An 18,099-nucleotide genomic window follows, 5' to 3' on the forward strand; every position below is an offset into this window, starting at 1 on the left:
GGAAGATCCACTTGTCGTACGCTGAAGCCGTGGCCGAACTGCGCGCAAGTCAAGTCCAGCAGTTGCTCCGCGCGATTCGGGAGATCGCGCGACCGGCCTCGGGAGACGTTCGCGAACAGCTCATGGCGGTCGCCGCGGAGATCGTTCCCAGTGACATCGTCGCCTTCCAGGTCATCGACCCGCAGACGCACCACACCACGCAGATCGCCTCCCCCGACGGGTGGGCGACCGCCGAGTACGAGCAGATCTTCCGCGACCACCTGCCCGAACATCCGCTGCTGCGTCACTTCCTGCGCACCGGTGACGGCGACGCGGTGCGGATGAGCGACGTCGTCAGCCGGCGCGCACTGCGCGGCCTCGGCATCTACCAGGACTTCTACCGGCCGCTCGGCATCCACCACCAGACGGCCTGCCTGCTCACTTCGGATCTCGGAGTGGTCAACACCTTGGTGCTCAGCCGGGGGACGACCGACTTCACCCAGGCCGAGCGGCAGCTTCTGCTCCTGGCCCGTCCGCACCTGGCCAACCTGCTCGCGGCCTCGGAGACGCGCTACTGGTTCGACGCCGCCCTGGCGGCGCTGGAGGCGATCGACGACACCTCGTACGGCGTGATCCTGCTCGGCCAGCTCGGCAAGATCCGGGTCATGAACCGGTCGGCCAGGCTGCTCCTCGACACCTACTTCCGCAGGTGCGGCGGGGAGGGTGGCACGTTACCCGACGAACTGGCCTCGTGGCTCACCGGACAACGCCGCGCGCCCAGCCTGGACGATCCCGCTCCACCGCGGCCGTTCACGCTCTCCCGTGGCTCCCGTCACCTCACCGTGACCCTGTCCGAACACCACTCCAGCGCCGCGCTGCTGCTGTCCGAGACCGACGCCGCAGCCCCGGCCGCCATCACGGACGGCGGCCTCACCTCCCGGGAACGCGACGTGCTCTGGCTGGTCGCCCACGGCCACACCAGCGCGCAGGCCGCGCAGGTGTTGCGGATCAGCCCCCGCACCGTGGAGAAGCACCTGGAGCACATTTACGCCAAGCTCGGCGCGGCCAGTCGTACGGAGGCCGCGCTACGGGTGTTCGGCGCTGCCGGCCGCCGCCGGCCCGCGGGCCCGCATACGTGATTTCACGACCTTATGCCGTCTCCCGGCTCCGGGCGATGCTGTTCGGCGGGCGAGTCAAGCCTTCGAGCAGCGCTACGGATGGAAGTGGGGTTCTTCGTGAAGGTGTTCTTACGCGGCCTTCAACGCTTGCCGGCCGCGATCACGCTGGGGTTGATGATCGCGCTGACCGGCACGGGTGTGGCGGCAGCGGGCCCCATACCCGACCTGCCCGTGATCGACGAGCCTCCCCCGGACGGCGGCGGGCAGGGCGGCGGCGGGCAGGGCGGCTCTGACTTCCCCTGCGCCGGCGGCGGAATGGGGCGGGAGATGCTGGTGGGCGAGATCAAGGACTTCATCGCCCGGCACGAGAGCCTCCACGGATTGTCCGGTGATCCCAAGGTCTACGTGGACACGGAGAAGCATCCGACCGTGGGCATCGGATTCAACCTGGACCGCGGCGACGCGCGTGAGAAGCTCGCCGCTGTCGGAGCCAACTACGACGACGTCCTCGCCGGCCGGGCCACTCTGACGCAAATGCAGATCACCATGCTGTTCGAGGGCGATCTGGCGACCGCTCTCGCCGCGGCCAGGCGGATCGTGCCGCAGTTCGAATCGCTGTCCATGGCCCGCCAGGCGGCGCTCGTCGATATGGTGTTCAACCTCGGGCCCACCGGCCTGGCCAATTTCCATCAGCTGCTCGCGGCCCTCGCGCGGGGCGGCTACGAGGACGCGGCCCAATCCATGATCAACTCGGTGTGGGCCCGGCAGGTGGGCAAACGTGCCATCGAGGACGCCACGATGATGAGCCAGGGCCTCACCTGCCGCCCGCAGCCGCTGCCCGTCCCGCCGCCCCCGGTCTCCCCCGACATCCCCGGCCTGGACCCGGGAGCCAGCGGCGGCGGCCACAACGGCGGCACCACCTACCCGGACGGCGTCACCACGTACCAGCCCGACTGGGGGCCCGGCCCATCCGAGCACTACACCTGTAAGGCCAGCGTCGAGGTGTACTACAACGGGCACTGGGTCGACAAGGTCGGGGTGGAGTGCGTGTGAGCGTCACCGGCGCGGCGTGAATCTCCCCGGTGTCCGTGCGATCATGGATGCGGCCACCGGGGTCGTGCCGGTCCGCTGCTCGCACCCGGCGGCGGCGGGCGTTAGGAGAACCGGAACCGCACGATGCGGGTGGAGTGTTTCATACCCGGCAGCAGGGTCAAGAGGCGGTGCATGCGGCGTATGTTCGCGGGTGCCTTGGCCATCAGCACTGGTGAGTCGTACATCGGCGCCTCGTCGAGGTATTCGAGCCGCGGGTGCCAATCGGCCAGCGCGGCCGGGTCGTTGAAGCCGCAGTGGAACCGGGTGCCGTACCTGCGCAGGGTCGGGTCCCATTTCGAGGTCCGCCACACCCAGACCGGCACCGTGTCGATCTGTATCTGGCCACTGAGGAAGGCATCGACGACGCTGGTCAGCAGTTGCCGGACCGCGGACTCGGTCAGGTAGGGCACCAGCCCCTCGGCGATCATCAGCACCGGCCGGTCGCGGGGTATGCGTTCCAGCCAGGTCAGGTCGGTGACGCTGGAGCCGATCAGGGTGTAGTGCTCGCGCGGCGGCAGGAAGTGTTGCCGCAGGTCGATGACGGATGGATAGTCCAGGTCGTACCAGTCGACGGTGGCCGGCGGGTCGATCCGGTACACCCGGGCGTCCAGGCCGCAGCCCAGGTGCAACACCACCGCGTTGGGGTGGTCGGCCAGGAAGCGTCGGGCCCAGTCGTCGTGGGCCTTGGCACGCACCACGGCGGCCAGGCCCATCTGGCTGCTGCCGAATCGGCGCTTGTCGTAGTCGGGGTCGAGGCGGCGCATCGCCTGCTCGGCGTATGGGTCGCCGAGGATCGGGTCCGGCAGCCGGTTGTCCAGGGCCTTGGCCCTGAGGACGGGGCTGAGGGTCTTCTGCACTCCGATGAGTTCAGCGTCCTTCACCACAGCGACGCTACTCTCCTGGCGCCCTCACGTCCTCGGCGATCTTGATCTGACGGGAAAGTCCAGAGCCCGGCGTTCCTTCTCCGGCCGTCTTTCATCGATGAGCAACTCAAGTTGACTAACGTGGATTTAGTCAACTACGGTTGCTCGCATTCCCGATGAAGGACGTCCCCTATGAATCTCCCTCATGCCCTGCTCGGCGTAGTGCTGACCGGAGCCACGCTCCTGCCAGGAACCCCGGCCACTCCCCTGACCCGCTTCTACGACCAGCCCGTCGAGTGGGCGGCCTGCGGTGACCCCCTCCTGGACCACGTGGGCGCCCGATGCGCCCAGATCACGGTCCCGCTGGACTATTCCCAACCGCGGGGCAAGACGATCAAGATCGCGATCTCCCGCATCAAGGCCACCGACCCGGGTAAGCGGCGCGGCGTCATGCTGTCCAACCCCGGTGGTCCCGGCGGTGCGGGCCTGAACTTCATGGGCTATATCAGCCAGCGGATGACCCGCGAAGTCACCTCCCGCTACGACCTGATCGGCATGGATCCACGCGGCGTCGGCAGGAGCGCGCCGGTCGACTGCGGCTGGCCGATCGGGCACATGCTCTGGTCGGCCGGGCCGACCCGGGCGACCTTCCGCCGGGCCGTACAGGCGCAGGCCGATCTCGCGCAGCGGTGCGCGCGGCGGGAGGGCGACCGGATCGCCCACATCACCACCCGCAACACCGCACGCGACATGGACGTCATCCGCGCCGCCCTCGGCGAGGCGAAGATCTCCTACTTCGGCATGTCCTACGGCACCTACCTCGGCGCGGTCTACACCCAGATGTTCCCCCAGCGCAGCGACCGCTTCGTGCTGGACAGCGCGATCGACCCGGCCCGGTACATGGCCGGATCGATCAGGAACAGCGGACCGGCCAACGAGGCCGCACTCGACGACTGGGCCGCCTGGACCGCCGAGCGCGACCCCGAATACCACCTCGGCACGACGGCACGCCAGGTCCGGGCCCGCGTCGAAAGCCTGATCAAGACCCCGATCCGCATCGGGGAGCATCTCGTCGACGAACGCTTCCTGCCCATGCTCATCTTCACCCTGCTGCCCGACGCCAGAGAGAACGCCCGTCTGGCCGCGCGGGTGCGCCTGCTCGCCGACGCGGCCGCGGGCAAACCGGTGCGCCCGAGCGCGGACCTGGAGCAGGAACTGCAGTTCACGCTGTACGGCAAGCCGCAGGGCTACGCGAGCCAGGCCGCCGTCATCTGCGGCGACGCCGCAGTGCCACGCGACCCCGCGCGATACTGGCGCGACATCCAGCGCAGCCGGGCCACCCAGCCGGTGTTCGGGCCATATGCGAACAACATCACCGCCTGCGCCTTCTGGCCCACCCCCCGCGAGCCCGCGACCAAGGTCGGCAACGACGTCCCCGCACTGATCGTCCAGGCCACCGGCGACACCCGCACGGTCTACCAGGAGGGCGTGAACCTGCGCCGCGCCATGCCCGCCGCACGCCTGGTCACCCTCCGGGACGTACGCATGCACGGCGTCTTCGGCCGCCTGCCCAACACCTGCGTGGAGACCGCCGTGAACACCTACTTCGCCAGCGGCACCCTGCCCGCCGACGATCTCACCTGCCGCGCCGACCCGTCCTGACCAAGCCGGCCACAACCAGCCGACCCCGGCATCGGTCAGCGGCCCGCCACATCGACGTGCCTTCCGATCACGAAATATGTGCCTGATCCAGGCTTGCCGTCGTCGTCGCCGGAGAAGGCCGGCACGTGCCAACTCGGCCGGTTGGCACGTGCGAGACTAGATCCATGGCGACCGGTGTGGGTGGCGCGCAGAAACGTCGAACAGGCAGAGGCACAGACCGGCTCCCGACCATGAAAGATGTCGCGGACCATCTAGGGGTCTCGCGTCAGTTGGTGTCGCTCGTGATCAGGGGCGTTCCGGGGCCGAGTGAAGAGTCGAGACAACGGATCCTGACCGCGGCTGATGAGCTCGGCTACCGGCCGAACGCGTCGGCGCGGCTGCTGCGCCAGAACCGTACGCGTCTGATCGGCGCGCTCTTCTGGATGGGCAATCCGTTCCAGGTGCGCGTCATCGAGCGCTTGTTCGTTCGTGCCGCGGAACGAGGTTTCAGTCTGGTGCTGGGCCCCACGACGTCGGATCGGCCGACCGACGTGGTGGTCGCGGAGCTGATGGAGGAGCGGGTCGAGGCGCTGGTCGCGTTCAATCCCGATCCGGCCTCGCGCGCCTTCGCGGATGCGCGCGAGCTCGTGCCCGTGGTGTGGCTCGGGGAATGGGTGGACGAGCCCGATGTCGACAACGTCCATGTCGATGAGGTCGAGGGGCTCCGCCTGGCGGTCGAGCATCTTATGGAGCTCGGGCACCGCGACATCATCTATGTCGGCGGCCGAGGCGGAACTGTGGGCCGCGTTCGTGCCGCGGCGTACCGGAGTGCGATGGCCGCGGCCGGGCTCGCGGAGCGCGCCGAGGTGCTCGAGAGCGACTTCTCCGAGGAAGGCGGCGCCAGCGCCGCGCGGCATATCGTGGGACGGAGTCGCCGGCCGACGGCCGTGGTGTGCTGCGGTGACCAGTGTGCGGCGGGTGTGCTGGCGGTGTTCGCGCGGGCGAGGGTCGATGTGCCGGGCGAGATCTCTGTGGTCGGTTTCGACGACAGCTATGTGGCGTCGCTGTCGTATCACCGGCTGACGTCCGTACATCAGGATGTCGAGGCGACGGTCGAGGCGACATTGTCGTCGGTACTGGATCGGCTGGAGGGTCATGACCGGCCGCGCCGTGCCAGCGCGACGCCGACGAGCTTGGTGGTCCGGGAGTCGACGGGCAGAGCCCGGACCGGGCCGTGAACGCCCGCGCGTTCACGGCCCAGGGCACAGAGGTCAGCGCACGCCTCGGATGGGGATGACGACGAGCGCGCCGACCAGCGACACGATCCCAGCGCCCCACAGGAGCGCCGGGTAGTTGTCGCCGCCGCCGATGCCGAGCAGGAGGAGCCCGCAGGCGGGCGCGAGGGATTGCGGCAGAGAGTTGGCGATGTTGATGACGCCGAGATCCTTGCCTGGATTGTCGGCGTCGGGAAGGACGTCGACGATGAGGGCGGTGTCGACGGCGGCATAGATGCCGAACGCGAGGCCCATGACCACCTCGGCCATGTAGAACCCGCCGACGCTGTCCACGAAGGCGAGCATGACCAAGCCGACGCCGAACACAAGGGTGGAGCCGGCGACGAAGATCTTCCGATGGCGCAGCCTGTCCGAGAGCCACCCCGAGACGGCGGTGCCGATCATGAGCGCGATCGTGTAGAAGAGCACGCCGTTCGCGACCGCGGAGACGGCCTCCTCCGCGTTGAGGCCGAGGTAGCCCTGCATGTAGAGGAGCCGGTAGGTGGCGAACAGCATCGAGGCGAAGACGATCAGGAACCTCGACCACCATGCGAGCCCGAAGTCGGGGTGCTTGATCGGATTCGTCCAGAACATGCCGATGATCCGCGCGAACGAGAACGGGCGGGGCGGCGTTTCAGGGATGCGATCCGGCGAGACGAGGACGTAGACGGCGACGCAGACGACACCGATGATGCCGGGGACGATGAACAGGACCGGAAGGTTGCGGACGAGCAGGACGGCGCCGTAACTACCCACGAGGATCGACACGTTCTGAGCCAGGGCGAAGACGCTTGATGCGCGGCCTCGTTGCGCTTCGGGGACGTTGTCGGCGAAGCTCGCGATCAGGGCCGCCGAGGCGGCATTGGAGGCGAGCTGGCACAGCAGCCAGGCGAGGGTCAGCATCAGCACGCTCGTGCTGGCCGATACCCACGCCAGGCCGCCGAGAAGTGCGATGATGCCGCCGGCGAGCCACGGCTTGCGCCGTCCCCATCGGGTCTTCGTCGCATCGCTGAGGGCTCCGAAGACCGGATTGCCGATGAGAGCACCGAGCGCGCCGATGGGCAGGACCGCGCCGACCACCGACGCGGGGTCGCCCGGGTTCATCTCCTGTGCTTTGAGCTGCATGCTGATGAACACGGGTGAGAGGATCGCCACGAAGATCCCGAACTGTGCGAGCCCGAGAGCGCCGAGATACCAGTTGCCCACCGGCTTTGCGGGGAGCGGGATCGTGGACGGGTGAGCCGGCAGATCTGTAGCCACCGACGCCTCCTTGAGAAGGACTGAAACCCTCAGCGACGCGGTCAGTCATGACCGATTTAGCTCGTGCTAACCTGAAGGTGCCCTTACGTTAGCTCGTGCTAAATCCTTTTTCCAGAGTGTCGTCGAATTGGAGCGTGGGCATGCTGCCTTCCCATCTGCCCGACCCGGACCTCTACCTTCCCGGCAGCGGTGAGCCGTCGCTGCGCTGGGGCATCGTCGGATCGGGTTGGATCGCGGGCGAGTTCGCGAAGGCTCTGCGCGCTCACACGGCGCAGCGTCTGGTGGCGGTGTCGTCGCGCTCGGCCGAGCGGGCGCGGGCGTTCGCGTCCGAGCACGGAATCGAGTACGTGCCGGGTTCCACCGAGCAGCTCGTACGCCACCCGCAGGTGGATGTCGTCTACGTGGCGACCCCGCAGAGCGCGCATCTCGCGGTCGGGCTGGCGGCCATCGCGGCGGGCAAACACGTGCTCATCGAGAAGCCGATCACCGTCACCGCGGCGGAGGCGCGCACCCTCGCGGAGGCGGCGCGGGCTGCCGGCGTGCTGGTGATGGAGGCGATGTGGAGCCGGTACCTGCCGCAGACGTCGGTGATCCGCAAGCTCCTCGCCGACGGAGTGCTCGGGGACGTGCGGGCGGTGCTGGCCGACCACGGGCAGGCGATCACCGCGGATCCGCGGCACCGGCTCTACCGTCCCGAGCAAGGTGGCGGGGCGTTGCTGGACCTGGGCGTCTACCCGGTGCAGTTCTCCTCGATGGTCCTCGGCGCCCCAACCCACGTTCTCGCGGTCGGCGGGATGACGGACACCGGGGTGGACGCGTACTCGACGCTCGTGCTCACTCACGAGCAGGAGGGTGCGGTGTCGACGCTGTACTCGTCCATCCAGGCGCGTACTCCGATGACCGGAGTGATCGCCGGGACCGAGGCGACGGTCAGCATCGACGGCGCCTTCTACACGCCGACCTCGTTCACCCTGTCCGGTGCCGGCCACTTCTCGCCGACGCTGCGGTGGAGCGACCCGACCGGGCTGCGCGGCTTCGACGGACTGTCGTGGGAGGCGACCGCCCTGGCCCGATTCGCCGGCGAGGGCCGTACCGAGTCGCCCGTGCACACGCTGGAGGAGACCGTCTCGATCATCGCCACCATCGACCAGGCCCGCGCCCAGCTCGCCGGGTCATGAAACCATCCGCGACCCCCGAGGGAGAGCCTGCCCATGACGAATCTGATCACCGCGCTGGAGCAGCAGGAACAGGAGCTGGCCTTCGACGCGTTCGACCACGCCGACGCCTGGCGGCTCGGCTGCCGCATCACCGCGATCGCCCAGGAAGCCGGGCACAAGGTCGGCATCGACATCCGCCGGCCCGGTCTGATCCTGTTCCGCGCCGCACTGCCGGGCATCACCCCTGATCAGGACGTGTGGATCGCCCGCAAGGCCGCGGTGGTGCTGCGCATGGAGAACAGCAGCGCCCTCGTCGACGCGCGCCTGTCCGCAGCCGGTGTGGACCCGGCGGCGGTCGGATGGCTGGGCGCGGACTACGCGGTCACCGGCGGATCGTTCCCCATCCGTGTCCGTGGTGTCGGTGTCGTCGCCGCCGCGACCGCGTCCGGCCTGTCATCGATGGAGGACCACGACCTCATCGTCGCCGGGATCCGGGCCCACCTCGCAGAGGAGGCCGGCAGGTGAGCGACGAGGAGATCCCGCGGCGGGTGCTGCGGCCTGGTCAGTGCGCGCGCGTCCGCGTCTGGGACCGCGCGACCCACACCGTACGCACCGTGTTCGAGTCTCGCGACCGGCTCTACGAGGCGCCGAACTGGACGACGGACGGGCAGTTGCTCGTCAACGGTGACGGCGGGCTCTGGCTCTTGCCCGCCGACGGCTCCGCCCCGCCACGTCAGATCCTGGCGACGGGCCTGCCCGACGTCAACAACGACCACGTGCTCGCCCCCGACGGCGCCACCGTGTTCGCCTCCGCGAACGACTGGCACATCTGGCAGGTCCCCCTCGCCGGTGGGGCGGCTCGCCGAGTGACCGCCGAGGACGGAGCGCTGCACTTCCTGCACGGCGTCAGCCCCGACGGGCAGCGCCTCGGCTACGTGCGCCTGGAACCGGAAGGCGACAACTGGTGGGCGTCGGCCACCATCCACACCATCGGGCTGGACGGGCAGGACGACGTCGCGGTCACCACCGACCCGGGCCCGGCGGACGGGTGCGAGTGGACGCCCGACGGCGAGTGGATCGTGTTCAATACCGAACAGTTCTCCACCGCCCCGGGGCACGCGCAACTGGCCCGGGTACGGCCGGACGGGACCGGGCTGGAGCAGCTCACCTTCGACGAGCGCGTGAACTGGTTTCCGCACGTCGCGCCCACCGGCGATGTCGCCGTGTACCTCAGCTACCCGCCCGGCACGACCGGGCACCCCGCCGACCTCCCCGTCGAGCTGCGGCTCGTGTCGGTCGACGCCTGGCAGGAACCGGCGACGCTGGTGGCGCCGCACGGCGGGCAGGGCACGATCAACGTCCCGAGCTGGGCGCCCGACGGGTCGGCGTTCGCGTACGTGGACTACCCCACCGACCTGGCGGCGCAGTGACCGGCAAGGAGAACCCCGTGAGCACTCCCCTGAAGCATCGAACCGCGATCAACCCGCTGCCGTGGATCCTCGGTGACGGCGGCTACCGCCTCGACCGCGGCATCCTTCAGGAGGCGATGACCGCCCTGTCGCAGGTCGGATTCACCCATCTCACCATCGAACCGCCTCCGGACATCACCCTGGCGGAGTACGGTGCGCTGCTGTCGGACCATTCGCTCGCCGCGGCGCCGGGATACTTCTCCGCGCCGTTCCATGACCGGCAACGGCATGCCCAGGCCGTCGAGGACATCAAGCGGCACGCGCACGCCCACCTGGAGCTCGGTGTCGACAGCGCCTTCATCGCCACCGACCTGATCCCCGACCGCATCGCGCACCCCGCCGTCGGGCACGCCCCGGACGCCGACCGCACGCTCGTGATCGCCGAGGGGCTCGCGGCGGCCGCGACGGCCGCCGCCGCCGAAGGTGTCCGGTACGGGCTGCACCCGCACGTCGGTTCCACCGTGGAGGTCGAGGAAGAGGTACGGGCCGTGCTGGACGCCACCGAGGGCGGCGCGCTGTGGTTCGGTCCTGACACCGGCCATCTGCGCTGGGCCGGCGCCACCCCGGAGAAGGTCATCGCCGACTATGCCGACCGGGTCCTGAACGTCCACCTCAAGGACGTCGACGCGACCGCCGCCGCCGGAGCCCGGCAGCGCGGCGAGGACTACATGACCGCCACCGGCCGGTCCAAGGTGTGGATCGAACCGGGCCGCGGCGTCGTCGACTTCGACGCCGTCCTCACCGCGCTTCCCGACGGCTTCGACGGCTGGTTCGTCATCGAAGTGGACGTTCCCCACCTCCCGAGCCCCGCCGAGAGCAGCGCCGCGTCGCTGTCGTTCCTGCGCCGGCACCCCTACTTCGCCACGGCCACCGGCGGTGCCGTATGACGGCCGGCACGCCGGTCGCGATCATCGGGACCGGGATGATCGCGACCGCCCACCTGCGGGCCGCCCGCGATGCCGGCGCCACCGTGATCGGCATACTCGGGTCCAGCCCGGAACGGTCCCTCGACGCCGCGCGACGGTGGGGCGTGCCCGCCGGGTACGCCTCGCTCGGCGAACTGCTGGACGCCCGGCCGGAGGTCGTGCACATCTGCACCCCGAACGACACGCATGCCGGCTACGCCCACGCCGTCACAGCGGCCGGGTTGCACATAGTGGTCGAGAAGCCCATCGCCACGACCCTCCCTGACGCGCGCGACCTCGCCGCCGCCGTCCGTGCCGCCGGGACGATCGCCACCGTGCCGTACGTGTACCGGTACCACCCCCTCGTGCGGGAGATCCGCGCCCGCCGTATCGCCGGCGACCTCGGCGACGTCCTCCTCGTCCACGGCTCGTACCTGCAGGACTGGCTCCTCTCGCCGGACGCGTCCACCTGGCGCGTCGATCCGGCGACCGGCGGCGCCTCACGGGCCTACGCCGACATCGGATCGCACTGGGCCGACCTGGCCGAGTTCGTCTCCGGTGAACGCTTCGCCGCCCTGACCGCGACCACCTCCATCGCCTACCCGACCCGCCCGGTCGCCTCCGGGCCATCCTCCGGGCCATCCTTCGGCGGCGACACAGGCGGGGAACGGACCGCCGTGGAGACCGAGGACATCGCCGTCGCGACGTTCCGTACCGAACGGGGCGTGCTCGCCAACACCGTCATCTCCCAGGTGTCCGCGGGACGGAAGAACCGCCTCTGGCTGGAGGTCGACGGCTCCCGGCAGTCCGCCGTGTTCGACCAGGAACAGCCCGAATCCGTTGAAGGACTGCCCACGGTCGAAGACGGGCTTCGATCCGTCGAGATCATCGACGCGCTGCTGCGCAGCACCGCATCCACCGCTTGGACGGCGATCGGCACGCACACGCCTGCTGGAGGAGCGCCATGACGGAGGAGCCGGTGAAGGTGAAGGGAGATTGAGATGTTCGACGACGACGGCTTCGTCCCGCTCTTCGACGGCAGTACGCTGCGAGGCTGGCATGCGGCCCCGCGGGTGTACGGGAGCCTCTACCCGGGCGGACCGCACGTGCACGACGTCTTGGCCGAGCGCGGTGTCACGCCTCCGCACGAGCCGGAGAAGCACCCTGCCGTATGGACGATCGAGGACGGCGCCATCGTCGGACGGCAGGACGAACCCGGCAGCGGCTATGGCGGCTACCTCGTCAGTGATCGCGCCTTCGGCGACTTCGAGCTCTCCCTCGAAGCCAAACCCGACTGGCCCGCCGACACGGGCATCATGATCCGGCGCCGGCCGGACACCTGGGAAGGCTTCCAGGTGCTGCTCGACCACCGGGAGTCCGGCGGCATCGGCGGGTTCTTCGGCAACGGTCTGGCCGGCTTCTCCGCCGTCCCCTTCGCCATCCGCTCCCGGCGCGACGCGAACGGAGACGTCATCGGGCTCCAGGCGGACGATCCCGCCACCAGCACGGAGCCCGTCACACCCGCCAAGATCGGCAGGCTCGGCCACGCGGCCGACGTCGAGGACTTCCTGAGCGTGTGGCGATGGAACGATTGGAACGAGCTGCGTATCCGTGCCGTGGGCGCCCTGCCCGTGATCACCACCTGGGTCAACGGGCTCAAGATCGCCGAGCTGAACACCGCCACCCTCGAGTCGCCCGGCTACGACCCCGAAGCGGTGCTCGCCACGCTCGGCAGCAGAGGCCATATCGCGTTCGAGGTGCACGACAATGACGCGGTGTTCGGCGAGGCCCGCTGGGGACACGGGGCAGCGTGCAGATGGCGAAACATTCGAATCAAAGAACTTGGCTAGCCGCCTTCTCGCCGCACTGAGCCGATGGCCTGAGTCACCGTTGTCTGGTCAGCGGCCTGACAGATCCTCAACAGATCCTCAACACGACCGGCCTACCCTCCTCCCATATCGATCGAGAGGGGAAGTGGTCATGGGCAGGCTTTCGTGCTTCGGGCTCGTCATCGCAGGCGCGCTGGTGGGCGCCACGCTCACCTGGGGCGGGGCCGCGGTGGCGGCCCGGCTCTCAGGGCCCGCGATCACCATCGTGAAGGAGAGCAGGCAGGTCTCCAAGGGTTATCTGTCCACGAACGTGATGTGCCCGAAGGGGCAGCAGGCCATCGGCGGCGGCTACGCCTTCCACGGAGAACACAGCCTGAAGAATCCTGTGACCGTCGAAGTGAACGCGCCCGAGATCACCAGCGACAAGCCGGGGAGCGTGGCCGACGCCTGGGGCCTGTTCTTCCTCAACCCCAAAAGCAAGACGATCACCGTCGAGGTTTCGGTGATGTGCTCCCCCATCGGCTGGCTTTGATGCCGGTTTCTTCGGTGAGTACGGCCAGCGCGGTGACCTGGTGGTCGCCGACGGCCCGGAACCGCGTGCTGAGTTCCTGCCAAGTCGAAGTACTTTCCGGCGCCTCACCATGAAGCAGGTCACTTGGCGGCGAAGTTCTGGGTCCAGTAGATCGCGCCTTCGGAGTCCTCGACCGCGCCGACTCCGATGAAGGTGAACTTGCAGTTCATGATGGTGGCCTTGGTTACGGAGTGGTCCATCCAGGACTGCACGACCGCGGCCGGGGTGCGCTGGCCCTTGGCGATGTTCTCCGCCAGGTTGGTGCCGCCGGTGAAACCGGCCTCCTTGATGCGGTCGGTGAAGGATCGGCCGTCGCGGGAGGTGCTCGAGAAGTAGTCGCCCTCCGCCATGTCGGCCGAGTGCCCTCGGGCGGCCCGGTGGAGTTGGGGGTGGTGCTTGAGCGCGCGGCATCCCTTCTTCGCCCGCCGGGCATTGACCAGCCGCACGACCATGTTCTCCCGCGCCGTTCCCACTTTGGCGGTGCCGGAAGCCGGGGGTGCCGTGACAGCCTGCGCCGCACTCACGGGCGCGGCGATCGTGATCAGGGCAGCGGCTGCGGCGAATAACCCAAAGGGTCGGCGCATAGGAAATTCCTCCAGTTGCGGTAGACGCTGGACGGCACCGAATTCTGGCACAGACCAGACATCGGCGATACCGCCGACCGAACAGTGCCGGAATCGACGTCTCTCCATCGCCCTTGCCTGTTCCGCAACTTCAGCATTCGCATCCTGCGGCATGAACCACGATCTATGGCGGACGTGCGTGTGTGGTCGGCCGTATGTGACGGTTTCTCGGCGGCGTGACCGTGACACGATCATGACCGGGTGCGGATGAGGCGCGGACATGGCCGGTCGACAGTGGATGGGTCAGCGGGCGAGCTGCGGGCGAGGTGCCGAGCGGGCCGCTGAACCCGGCTGTGACCGGTTCGCTGGACAGGGTGTTCCGGCGCGGGTGATCACGAAGAGGAGAAGGCTTTGGTCAATGACGGGAAATGGGACCGGCGTTCGCTGTTGCGGGGCGCCGCCGTGGTGGCCGGCGGCGGGGACGCGGATGCGTTGTTCAAAGCCGGGGAGTTCGAGCAGGCCGGGCGCGCATATGAGGAGATCCTGAAAACAGATCCCGAAAACGTGCACGCGGCCCGCCGACGTGGCTATGCCGGGCTGCTGGCCAATCAATTCCCGGACGCTGAGAAGTACCTCAAGATGGCCATCGAGCTGGCGCCTGATGACAAGGACGCCCACCGGTTCCTGGCCGACTGCTATATCCGGCAGGACAAATTGGCCCTCTCCGTACCGCACTGGCGTGCGGCCGGTCAGGAGGGCTCGGCCACATTGTTCGCGGCGTTTCGCGGCGAGCCGTATCAGATCCATGGTGATATCGCGCAGGTGCGCTGGCTGCAAACGGACCCTCAGCCACTGCTAGAGGGGGTTTCGATCAACGGCGGACCGTCGAAGCGCTTCACGTTCTACACCGGTGCGGCGTCGCTTGAGGTGTCGGCGACGGTGGCCAAGGAGGCGGGGTTGAGCGCCGTCGCCAGTTCGAAGATGGATTATTTGAACGGCAAGGTGTGGCGGCACGGGGGTGTGCTGGAGTCGTTCAAGCTGGGTGGCATCGAAGTGCGCAACCTGCCCGTGTCGTGGATGGAGTGGGAGTCGGGCGGGGATGTCACCACGGAGAATGACGGCATGATCGGCACGTGGGTCTTCTACCACTTCCTGACCACCTTCGACTACGCGGGCCGGCAACTGATCCTGCGCCGCCGCACCCCCGAAACGGCCGGTAAGGCACGCGCGGCCGCCGAGCCTCTGCCGTTGTGGCTGGCCCGCGAGACCGCGCTCCACAGCAGGGGCAGCATCGCCGGCGTCGCCGGCTCCGGCAGCGGGGTGGTGGGCGTGGGCTTCGGCGGAACCGGCGAGGTCGCCGCGGGCGTGCACGAGGGAACGGCCAAGCAGTTGGGGATCCGCATCGACTACGACCGCCCCGTCGAGACCTTCGGCCACAGCCGCCCGGTCGTCACCTACCCCTGCTACCCGAAGGAGATCCGCCTCGGCAACGCCGTCGCCAAGGACATCTACGGCTACACGAACCCGAGCCGGCCGCTCGACCCCAACGGGTTCGACTCGCCGGCCCATTTCCCGCACAGCTTCTTCAAGCCCTACAACGTCACCCTCGATTTCACCGGCATGAACCTCTACATCGCCCGCGGCCCGGCCACCTGATCAAAGTTGGACGCGCCGCTCCAGGTGCGGGCCGGGTCCTCCATGGCGTCGCGCCCCCTCGTGAACCGCGGTCAGAAGGTGGCGATCGGGTTGACCGGGCTGCCGGACGTACCGGCGAAACGGACCGGCGCGACCGCGAGGTGGAAGTCCCACTGGCCGAGCTCGGCGGCCGTCGTCGCGCACGCCTCCAGGTCGCAGTTGTCGAGCATCCACAGACCCATCGCGACGAGGCTCACGGCGTGAACCGGCATCAACACGTCTTCGTACCCCGACGGCTGAACGTCCTGAGGGGTGTCAGCGCCGATCAGCGCGACCTCCCGTTCGTGCAGCCACGGCAGGCAGGAGGCGTGCCAGCCGGCCTGCGTGAACCCACTGGCCTCACCGGCCTCGTGCCGGACGCGGCCGTAGCCGGTCCGCAGGAGCACCGCGTCGCCGGGGCGCACCCGCACACCCTGGCGACGCTCGGCCTCTTCGAGATCGTCGGGGAACACACCCTGCCCCGGTTCCAGCCACGGCACGTCGCGAACCTTCGCGATGTCCAGCAGGACACCACGCGTGACGATCCCGTTCGCCGCCGCCGTGACGGCCGCCCACGCCGATCCCGTCGCGGCGTCGACCAACGAGTGCGGCCGCCCGTTGTACATCGTGCCGTCCCAGAAGATGTGGCACGGCGAGTCGATGTGGGTGAGGGTGTTGCCGTGGAAGGTGATGCCGAGTCGCTCAGACGAAAAGCCCCAGCGCCGGTCGGCGTGGAATCCGGGCACCGGCATGTTCTCGGCACCCGGCATGTCGGCGGCGCACGGGCACGTCGTCGTCGACCGCTCCATGTCCTCCGGTACGGCGACCTCCCAGGCGCACGACACGCTCCTGCCATGGCGTACGGCCCGCGCCGCCGCCAGCCGGACGTCGTCGGTGATGTGGTTGAGCGTGCCGAGCTCGTCGTCGTCGCCCCACCGTCCCCAGTTCGACAGCGTGTTGAAGTACCCGAGCACGTCGTCCTGTGTGGGCATCGGTCGCTCTGCCGTCATCCCAGCATCGGCTCCTTCTGTCACGCGGTTCGAGGCACCGAAGGCTCGGTGTCCCGCCCTCTCCTTTGACATGTCAAGGCTCGCTGAGCCGGCATAATACAAGATCAGCGGGCTGGTCGCGTCCACGGGCGTGGCGCGGCTGCGGGCGCTCAGGCGGGCTGACGTTCCTTCCGTTGCCGGATCAGTTCCTCCGGCAGGGTCGTCTCGAAGTCGATCAGCTTGGCCCAGGTCGGGGTCACGACGATCCGGACCATGCCGTCGCGGTAGAGGGAACATATTTCCGCCTCCCACTCGATTCGTTGCTCGGGCGTCATCTGGTAGGTGCTGGTCGTCTGGAGGTATTCGTCCGGGATGCCGTCGACGAAGTCCAGTTCGGCCCGGCCGCGGATGAGCATCTCCCGGCTGAGCGGCCGGTTCAGAACCTCGGCGGCCTCGTACGATTCATTGTCGTTTCTCAGTCGGCCACTGCCTGCGCAGGGGCCGGTTGTGGTGCGGACTGCGGGGTCCCGTTCGGCAGGCGCAGGGCCGGGGTGAGCATCGCGGTGGCAGCGAGCGACGCCACCGCCATCACGGCCATCGCCGCACCCGCGGGCAGATACTGCGCGACCAGCCCGGCCAGCGTGGCGCCGGCCGCCTGCATCGCCTTCATGCCGGTGACGTGCAGGCCCAGCGCCTGACCGCGGACGTCTTCGCCGATCAGCGCGATCAGCCGTTCCTGCAGCAGCAGCGTGGACGCGAAGCCCATCGACGCCACCGCGACGACGCCGGCCGCGACCGGCGTGCCGAGCGGCAGCGCGAACAGCAGGTACGGCAGCGCGAGCAAGAATCGCAGCGGAGTGACGTACCGCCGTCTCCCCCGCGGCGACATGAACCGCCCGGCGGCCAGATCGCCGAACAGCATGCCCAGCGCCGCCGCGACGAACAGCGCGGCGGCGGACCGCGGCGCGTACGGCACGAACAGCGCCTCGCAGCCCACCACCAGGCCGTTGGGCACCCACGTCGCCAGATAGACGGCCCGGCGGGCCGGCGTGGACAGCAGGTGCCGGTTGACCTGCCAGGTGGCCGCGACGGACGGGCGGCCGGACGCCCGCGCCGGCCGGGCGCTGAGTCCCCACCGCAGCACCAGGGCCGCGACGAAGGCCAGCGCCGCGCTGATGGTCAGCGTCGCACGCGGCGACACCACCGCCAGCAGAATGCCGCCGAGCGCGAAGCCGGCGATCTGCATCGCGCCGACCGAGATGTTGAGCGCCGAACGGCCGAGCACGTACCCGCCCGGCGGCACGATCTCGTTGAGCAGGCCGTACCGGACACCGCCGCCGACCGAGCCGACCAGGCCCAGAACCAAGATCACCGCGAACATCGCCCACAGCGGCATGCCCGGCATGGCCAGCGCCACGCCGGCCACGCCGCCGGCCAGCGCGGTCAGCGTCAGCGCCGTACGCGGTCGCACCCGGTCGGCCACCGACAGCAGCGTGGTGGCGCCGACCAGTTCGGCGAACGACGGCCCGAACATGCTCAACGCGGCCAGCAACGGGGAATCCGTATGGGCGTACACCAGTGTGGCGAGCGCCAGCCCGTTCAGCGTGGTCGAGGCGACCTGCGCGCACGAAGCCGCGAACAGGGGGGTGAACTCGGGCGTTCGAAACAGTTCCTGGTACGTACGCATCGCTGGGGATTCCCTCACTCTCGTCCGC

Annotated in this window: 18 protein-coding genes; 12 read left to right on the forward strand and 6 right to left on the reverse strand. The window is 69.1% G+C overall.

Annotated features, from left to right (window positions below; translation table 11 throughout):
- Positions 1-29: 29 nt before the first annotated feature.
- Both C4V41_RS44110 and C4V41_RS44115 read left to right on the forward strand, forming a co-directional pair.
- Positions 30-1,118 (forward strand): helix-turn-helix transcriptional regulator, encoded by a 1,089-nt coding sequence (locus C4V41_RS44110; protein WP_146104012.1) that lies wholly within the window; start codon positions 30-32, stop codon positions 1,116-1,118.
- A gap of 153 nt (positions 1,119-1,271) precedes the next feature.
- On the forward strand, positions 1,272-2,150 hold the full coding sequence (locus tag C4V41_RS44115) for a glycoside hydrolase family protein (RefSeq protein ID WP_160150595.1): 879 nt from the start codon (positions 1,272-1,274) through the stop codon (positions 2,148-2,150).
- A 101-nt stretch (positions 2,151-2,251) separates the two neighbouring features.
- Here C4V41_RS44115 and C4V41_RS44120 read toward each other — a convergent pair whose 3' ends face one another.
- Complete coding sequence (locus C4V41_RS44120; RefSeq protein ID WP_103962190.1) at positions 2,252-3,070, reverse strand: class I SAM-dependent methyltransferase; 819 nt, start codon at positions 3,068-3,070, stop codon at positions 2,252-2,254.
- A 174-nt stretch (positions 3,071-3,244) separates the two neighbouring features.
- Between C4V41_RS44120 and C4V41_RS44125 the strand changes: the two genes are divergently transcribed.
- Positions 3,245-4,714, forward strand: coding sequence for an alpha/beta hydrolase (locus C4V41_RS44125; protein WP_103962014.1), 1,470 nt, complete (start codon positions 3,245-3,247; stop codon positions 4,712-4,714).
- Positions 4,715-4,944: 230 nt separating this feature from the next.
- On the forward strand, positions 4,945-5,931 hold the full coding sequence (locus C4V41_RS44130; RefSeq protein ID WP_103962015.1) for a LacI family DNA-binding transcriptional regulator: 987 nt from the start codon (positions 4,945-4,947) through the stop codon (positions 5,929-5,931).
- 33 nt (positions 5,932-5,964) lie between these two features.
- On the opposite strand, the gene C4V41_RS44135 is transcribed toward C4V41_RS44130, so the two are convergent.
- Positions 5,965-7,227, reverse strand: coding sequence for an MFS transporter (locus tag C4V41_RS44135; protein ID WP_103962016.1), 1,263 nt, complete (start codon positions 7,225-7,227; stop codon positions 5,965-5,967).
- 140 nt (positions 7,228-7,367) lie between these two features.
- Here C4V41_RS44135 and C4V41_RS44140 point away from each other — a divergent pair, with 140 nt between their 5' ends.
- The 7 genes from C4V41_RS44140 to C4V41_RS44170 all read left to right on the forward strand — a co-directional run bounded on the left by C4V41_RS44140 (position 7,368) and on the right by C4V41_RS44170 (position 13,119).
- The gene (locus tag C4V41_RS44140; RefSeq protein ID WP_103962017.1) at positions 7,368-8,405 is read left to right on the forward strand and encodes a Gfo/Idh/MocA family protein; all 1,038 of its coding nucleotides are present in this window, start codon (positions 7,368-7,370) and stop codon (positions 8,403-8,405) included.
- A gap of 33 nt (positions 8,406-8,438) precedes the next feature.
- Entirely contained in the window at positions 8,439-8,909 is a 471-nt protein-coding gene (locus C4V41_RS44145; protein ID WP_103962018.1) for a heme-degrading domain-containing protein, read from the forward strand.
- A complete protein-coding gene (locus tag C4V41_RS44150; protein ID WP_103962019.1) occupies positions 8,906-9,814 on the forward strand; it encodes a TolB family protein in 909 nt (302 codons plus the stop codon). Before C4V41_RS44145 ends, C4V41_RS44150 begins: the two co-directional genes overlap by 4 nt.
- A gap of 17 nt (positions 9,815-9,831) precedes the next feature.
- The gene (locus tag C4V41_RS44155) at positions 9,832-10,740 is read left to right on the forward strand and encodes a sugar phosphate isomerase/epimerase family protein (RefSeq protein ID WP_200824639.1); all 909 of its coding nucleotides are present in this window, start codon (positions 9,832-9,834) and stop codon (positions 10,738-10,740) included.
- Positions 10,737-11,726: a Gfo/Idh/MocA family protein gene (locus C4V41_RS44160; RefSeq protein ID WP_103962020.1), complete on the forward strand. Its 990-nt coding sequence runs from the start codon at positions 10,737-10,739 to the stop codon at positions 11,724-11,726. Before C4V41_RS44155 ends, C4V41_RS44160 begins: the two co-directional genes overlap by 4 nt.
- Before the next feature lie 33 nt (positions 11,727-11,759).
- Complete coding sequence (locus C4V41_RS44165) at positions 11,760-12,608, forward strand: 3-keto-disaccharide hydrolase (protein WP_103962021.1); 849 nt, start codon at positions 11,760-11,762, stop codon at positions 12,606-12,608.
- 130 nt (positions 12,609-12,738) lie between these two features.
- Positions 12,739-13,119, forward strand: a complete 381-nt coding sequence (locus C4V41_RS44170; RefSeq protein ID WP_103962022.1) for a hypothetical protein — start codon at positions 12,739-12,741, stop codon at positions 13,117-13,119.
- 119 nt (positions 13,120-13,238) lie between these two features.
- Here the strand turns inward: C4V41_RS44170 and C4V41_RS44175 are convergent, their stop codons facing one another.
- Complete coding sequence (locus tag C4V41_RS44175) at positions 13,239-13,895, reverse strand: CAP domain-containing protein (protein WP_160150596.1); 657 nt, start codon at positions 13,893-13,895, stop codon at positions 13,239-13,241.
- A 237-nt stretch (positions 13,896-14,132) separates the two neighbouring features.
- Between C4V41_RS44175 and C4V41_RS44180 the strand changes: the two genes are divergently transcribed.
- Positions 14,133-15,377: a tetratricopeptide repeat protein gene (locus C4V41_RS44180; protein ID WP_103962024.1), complete on the forward strand. Its 1,245-nt coding sequence runs from the start codon at positions 14,133-14,135 to the stop codon at positions 15,375-15,377.
- 71 nt (positions 15,378-15,448) lie between these two features.
- Here C4V41_RS44180 and C4V41_RS44185 read toward each other — a convergent pair whose 3' ends face one another.
- From C4V41_RS44185 to C4V41_RS44195, 3 genes are all read right to left on the reverse strand, one after another.
- Complete coding sequence (locus C4V41_RS44185) at positions 15,449-16,405, reverse strand: cyclase family protein (RefSeq protein ID WP_235030764.1); 957 nt, start codon at positions 16,403-16,405, stop codon at positions 15,449-15,451.
- 149 nt (positions 16,406-16,554) lie between these two features.
- A complete protein-coding gene (locus tag C4V41_RS44190; protein WP_235030765.1) occupies positions 16,555-16,800 on the reverse strand; it encodes a hypothetical protein in 246 nt (81 codons plus the stop codon).
- Positions 16,801-16,859: 59 nt separating this feature from the next.
- Positions 16,860-18,071 (reverse strand): MFS transporter, encoded by a 1,212-nt coding sequence (locus C4V41_RS44195; RefSeq protein ID WP_103962026.1) that lies wholly within the window; start codon positions 18,069-18,071, stop codon positions 16,860-16,862.
- Positions 18,072-18,099: the final 28 nt, after the last annotated feature.

It is taken from the genome of Nonomuraea solani (genome assembly GCF_900108335.1).
Taxonomy (GTDB): Bacteria; Actinomycetota; Actinomycetes; order Streptosporangiales; family Streptosporangiaceae; genus Nonomuraea; species Nonomuraea solani.

Coding starts and splice junctions, on each gene's coding strand:
- C4V41_RS44115 (WP_160150595.1), top strand. CDS start 1,272: ATGATCGCGCTGACCGGCACGGGTGTGGCGGCAGCGGGCCCCATACCC.
- C4V41_RS44125 (WP_103962014.1), top strand. CDS start 3,245: ATGAATCTCCCTCATGCCCTGCTCGGCGTAGTGCTGACCGGAGCCACG.
- C4V41_RS44130 (WP_103962015.1), top strand. CDS start 4,945: ATGAAAGATGTCGCGGACCATCTAGGGGTCTCGCGTCAGTTGGTGTCG.
- C4V41_RS44140 (WP_103962017.1), top strand. CDS start 7,368: ATGCTGCCTTCCCATCTGCCCGACCCGGACCTCTACCTTCCCGGCAGC.
- C4V41_RS44145 (WP_103962018.1), top strand. CDS start 8,439: ATGACGAATCTGATCACCGCGCTGGAGCAGCAGGAACAGGAGCTGGCC.
- C4V41_RS44160 (WP_103962020.1), top strand. CDS start 10,737: ATGACGGCCGGCACGCCGGTCGCGATCATCGGGACCGGGATGATCGCG.
- C4V41_RS44165 (WP_103962021.1), top strand. CDS start 11,760: ATGTTCGACGACGACGGCTTCGTCCCGCTCTTCGACGGCAGTACGCTG.
- C4V41_RS44170 (WP_103962022.1), top strand. CDS start 12,739: ATGGGCAGGCTTTCGTGCTTCGGGCTCGTCATCGCAGGCGCGCTGGTG.
- C4V41_RS44175 (WP_160150596.1), bottom strand. CDS start 13,895: ATGCCGCAGGATGCGAATGCTGAAGTTGCGGAACAGGCAAGGGCGATG.
- C4V41_RS44185 (WP_235030764.1), bottom strand. CDS start 16,405: ATGACGGCAGAGCGACCGATGCCCACACAGGACGACGTGCTCGGGTAC.
- C4V41_RS44190 (WP_235030765.1), bottom strand. CDS start 16,800: ATGCTCATCCGCGGCCGGGCCGAACTGGACTTCGTCGACGGCATCCCG.
- C4V41_RS44195 (WP_103962026.1), bottom strand. CDS start 18,071: ATGCGTACGTACCAGGAACTGTTTCGAACGCCCGAGTTCACCCCCCTG.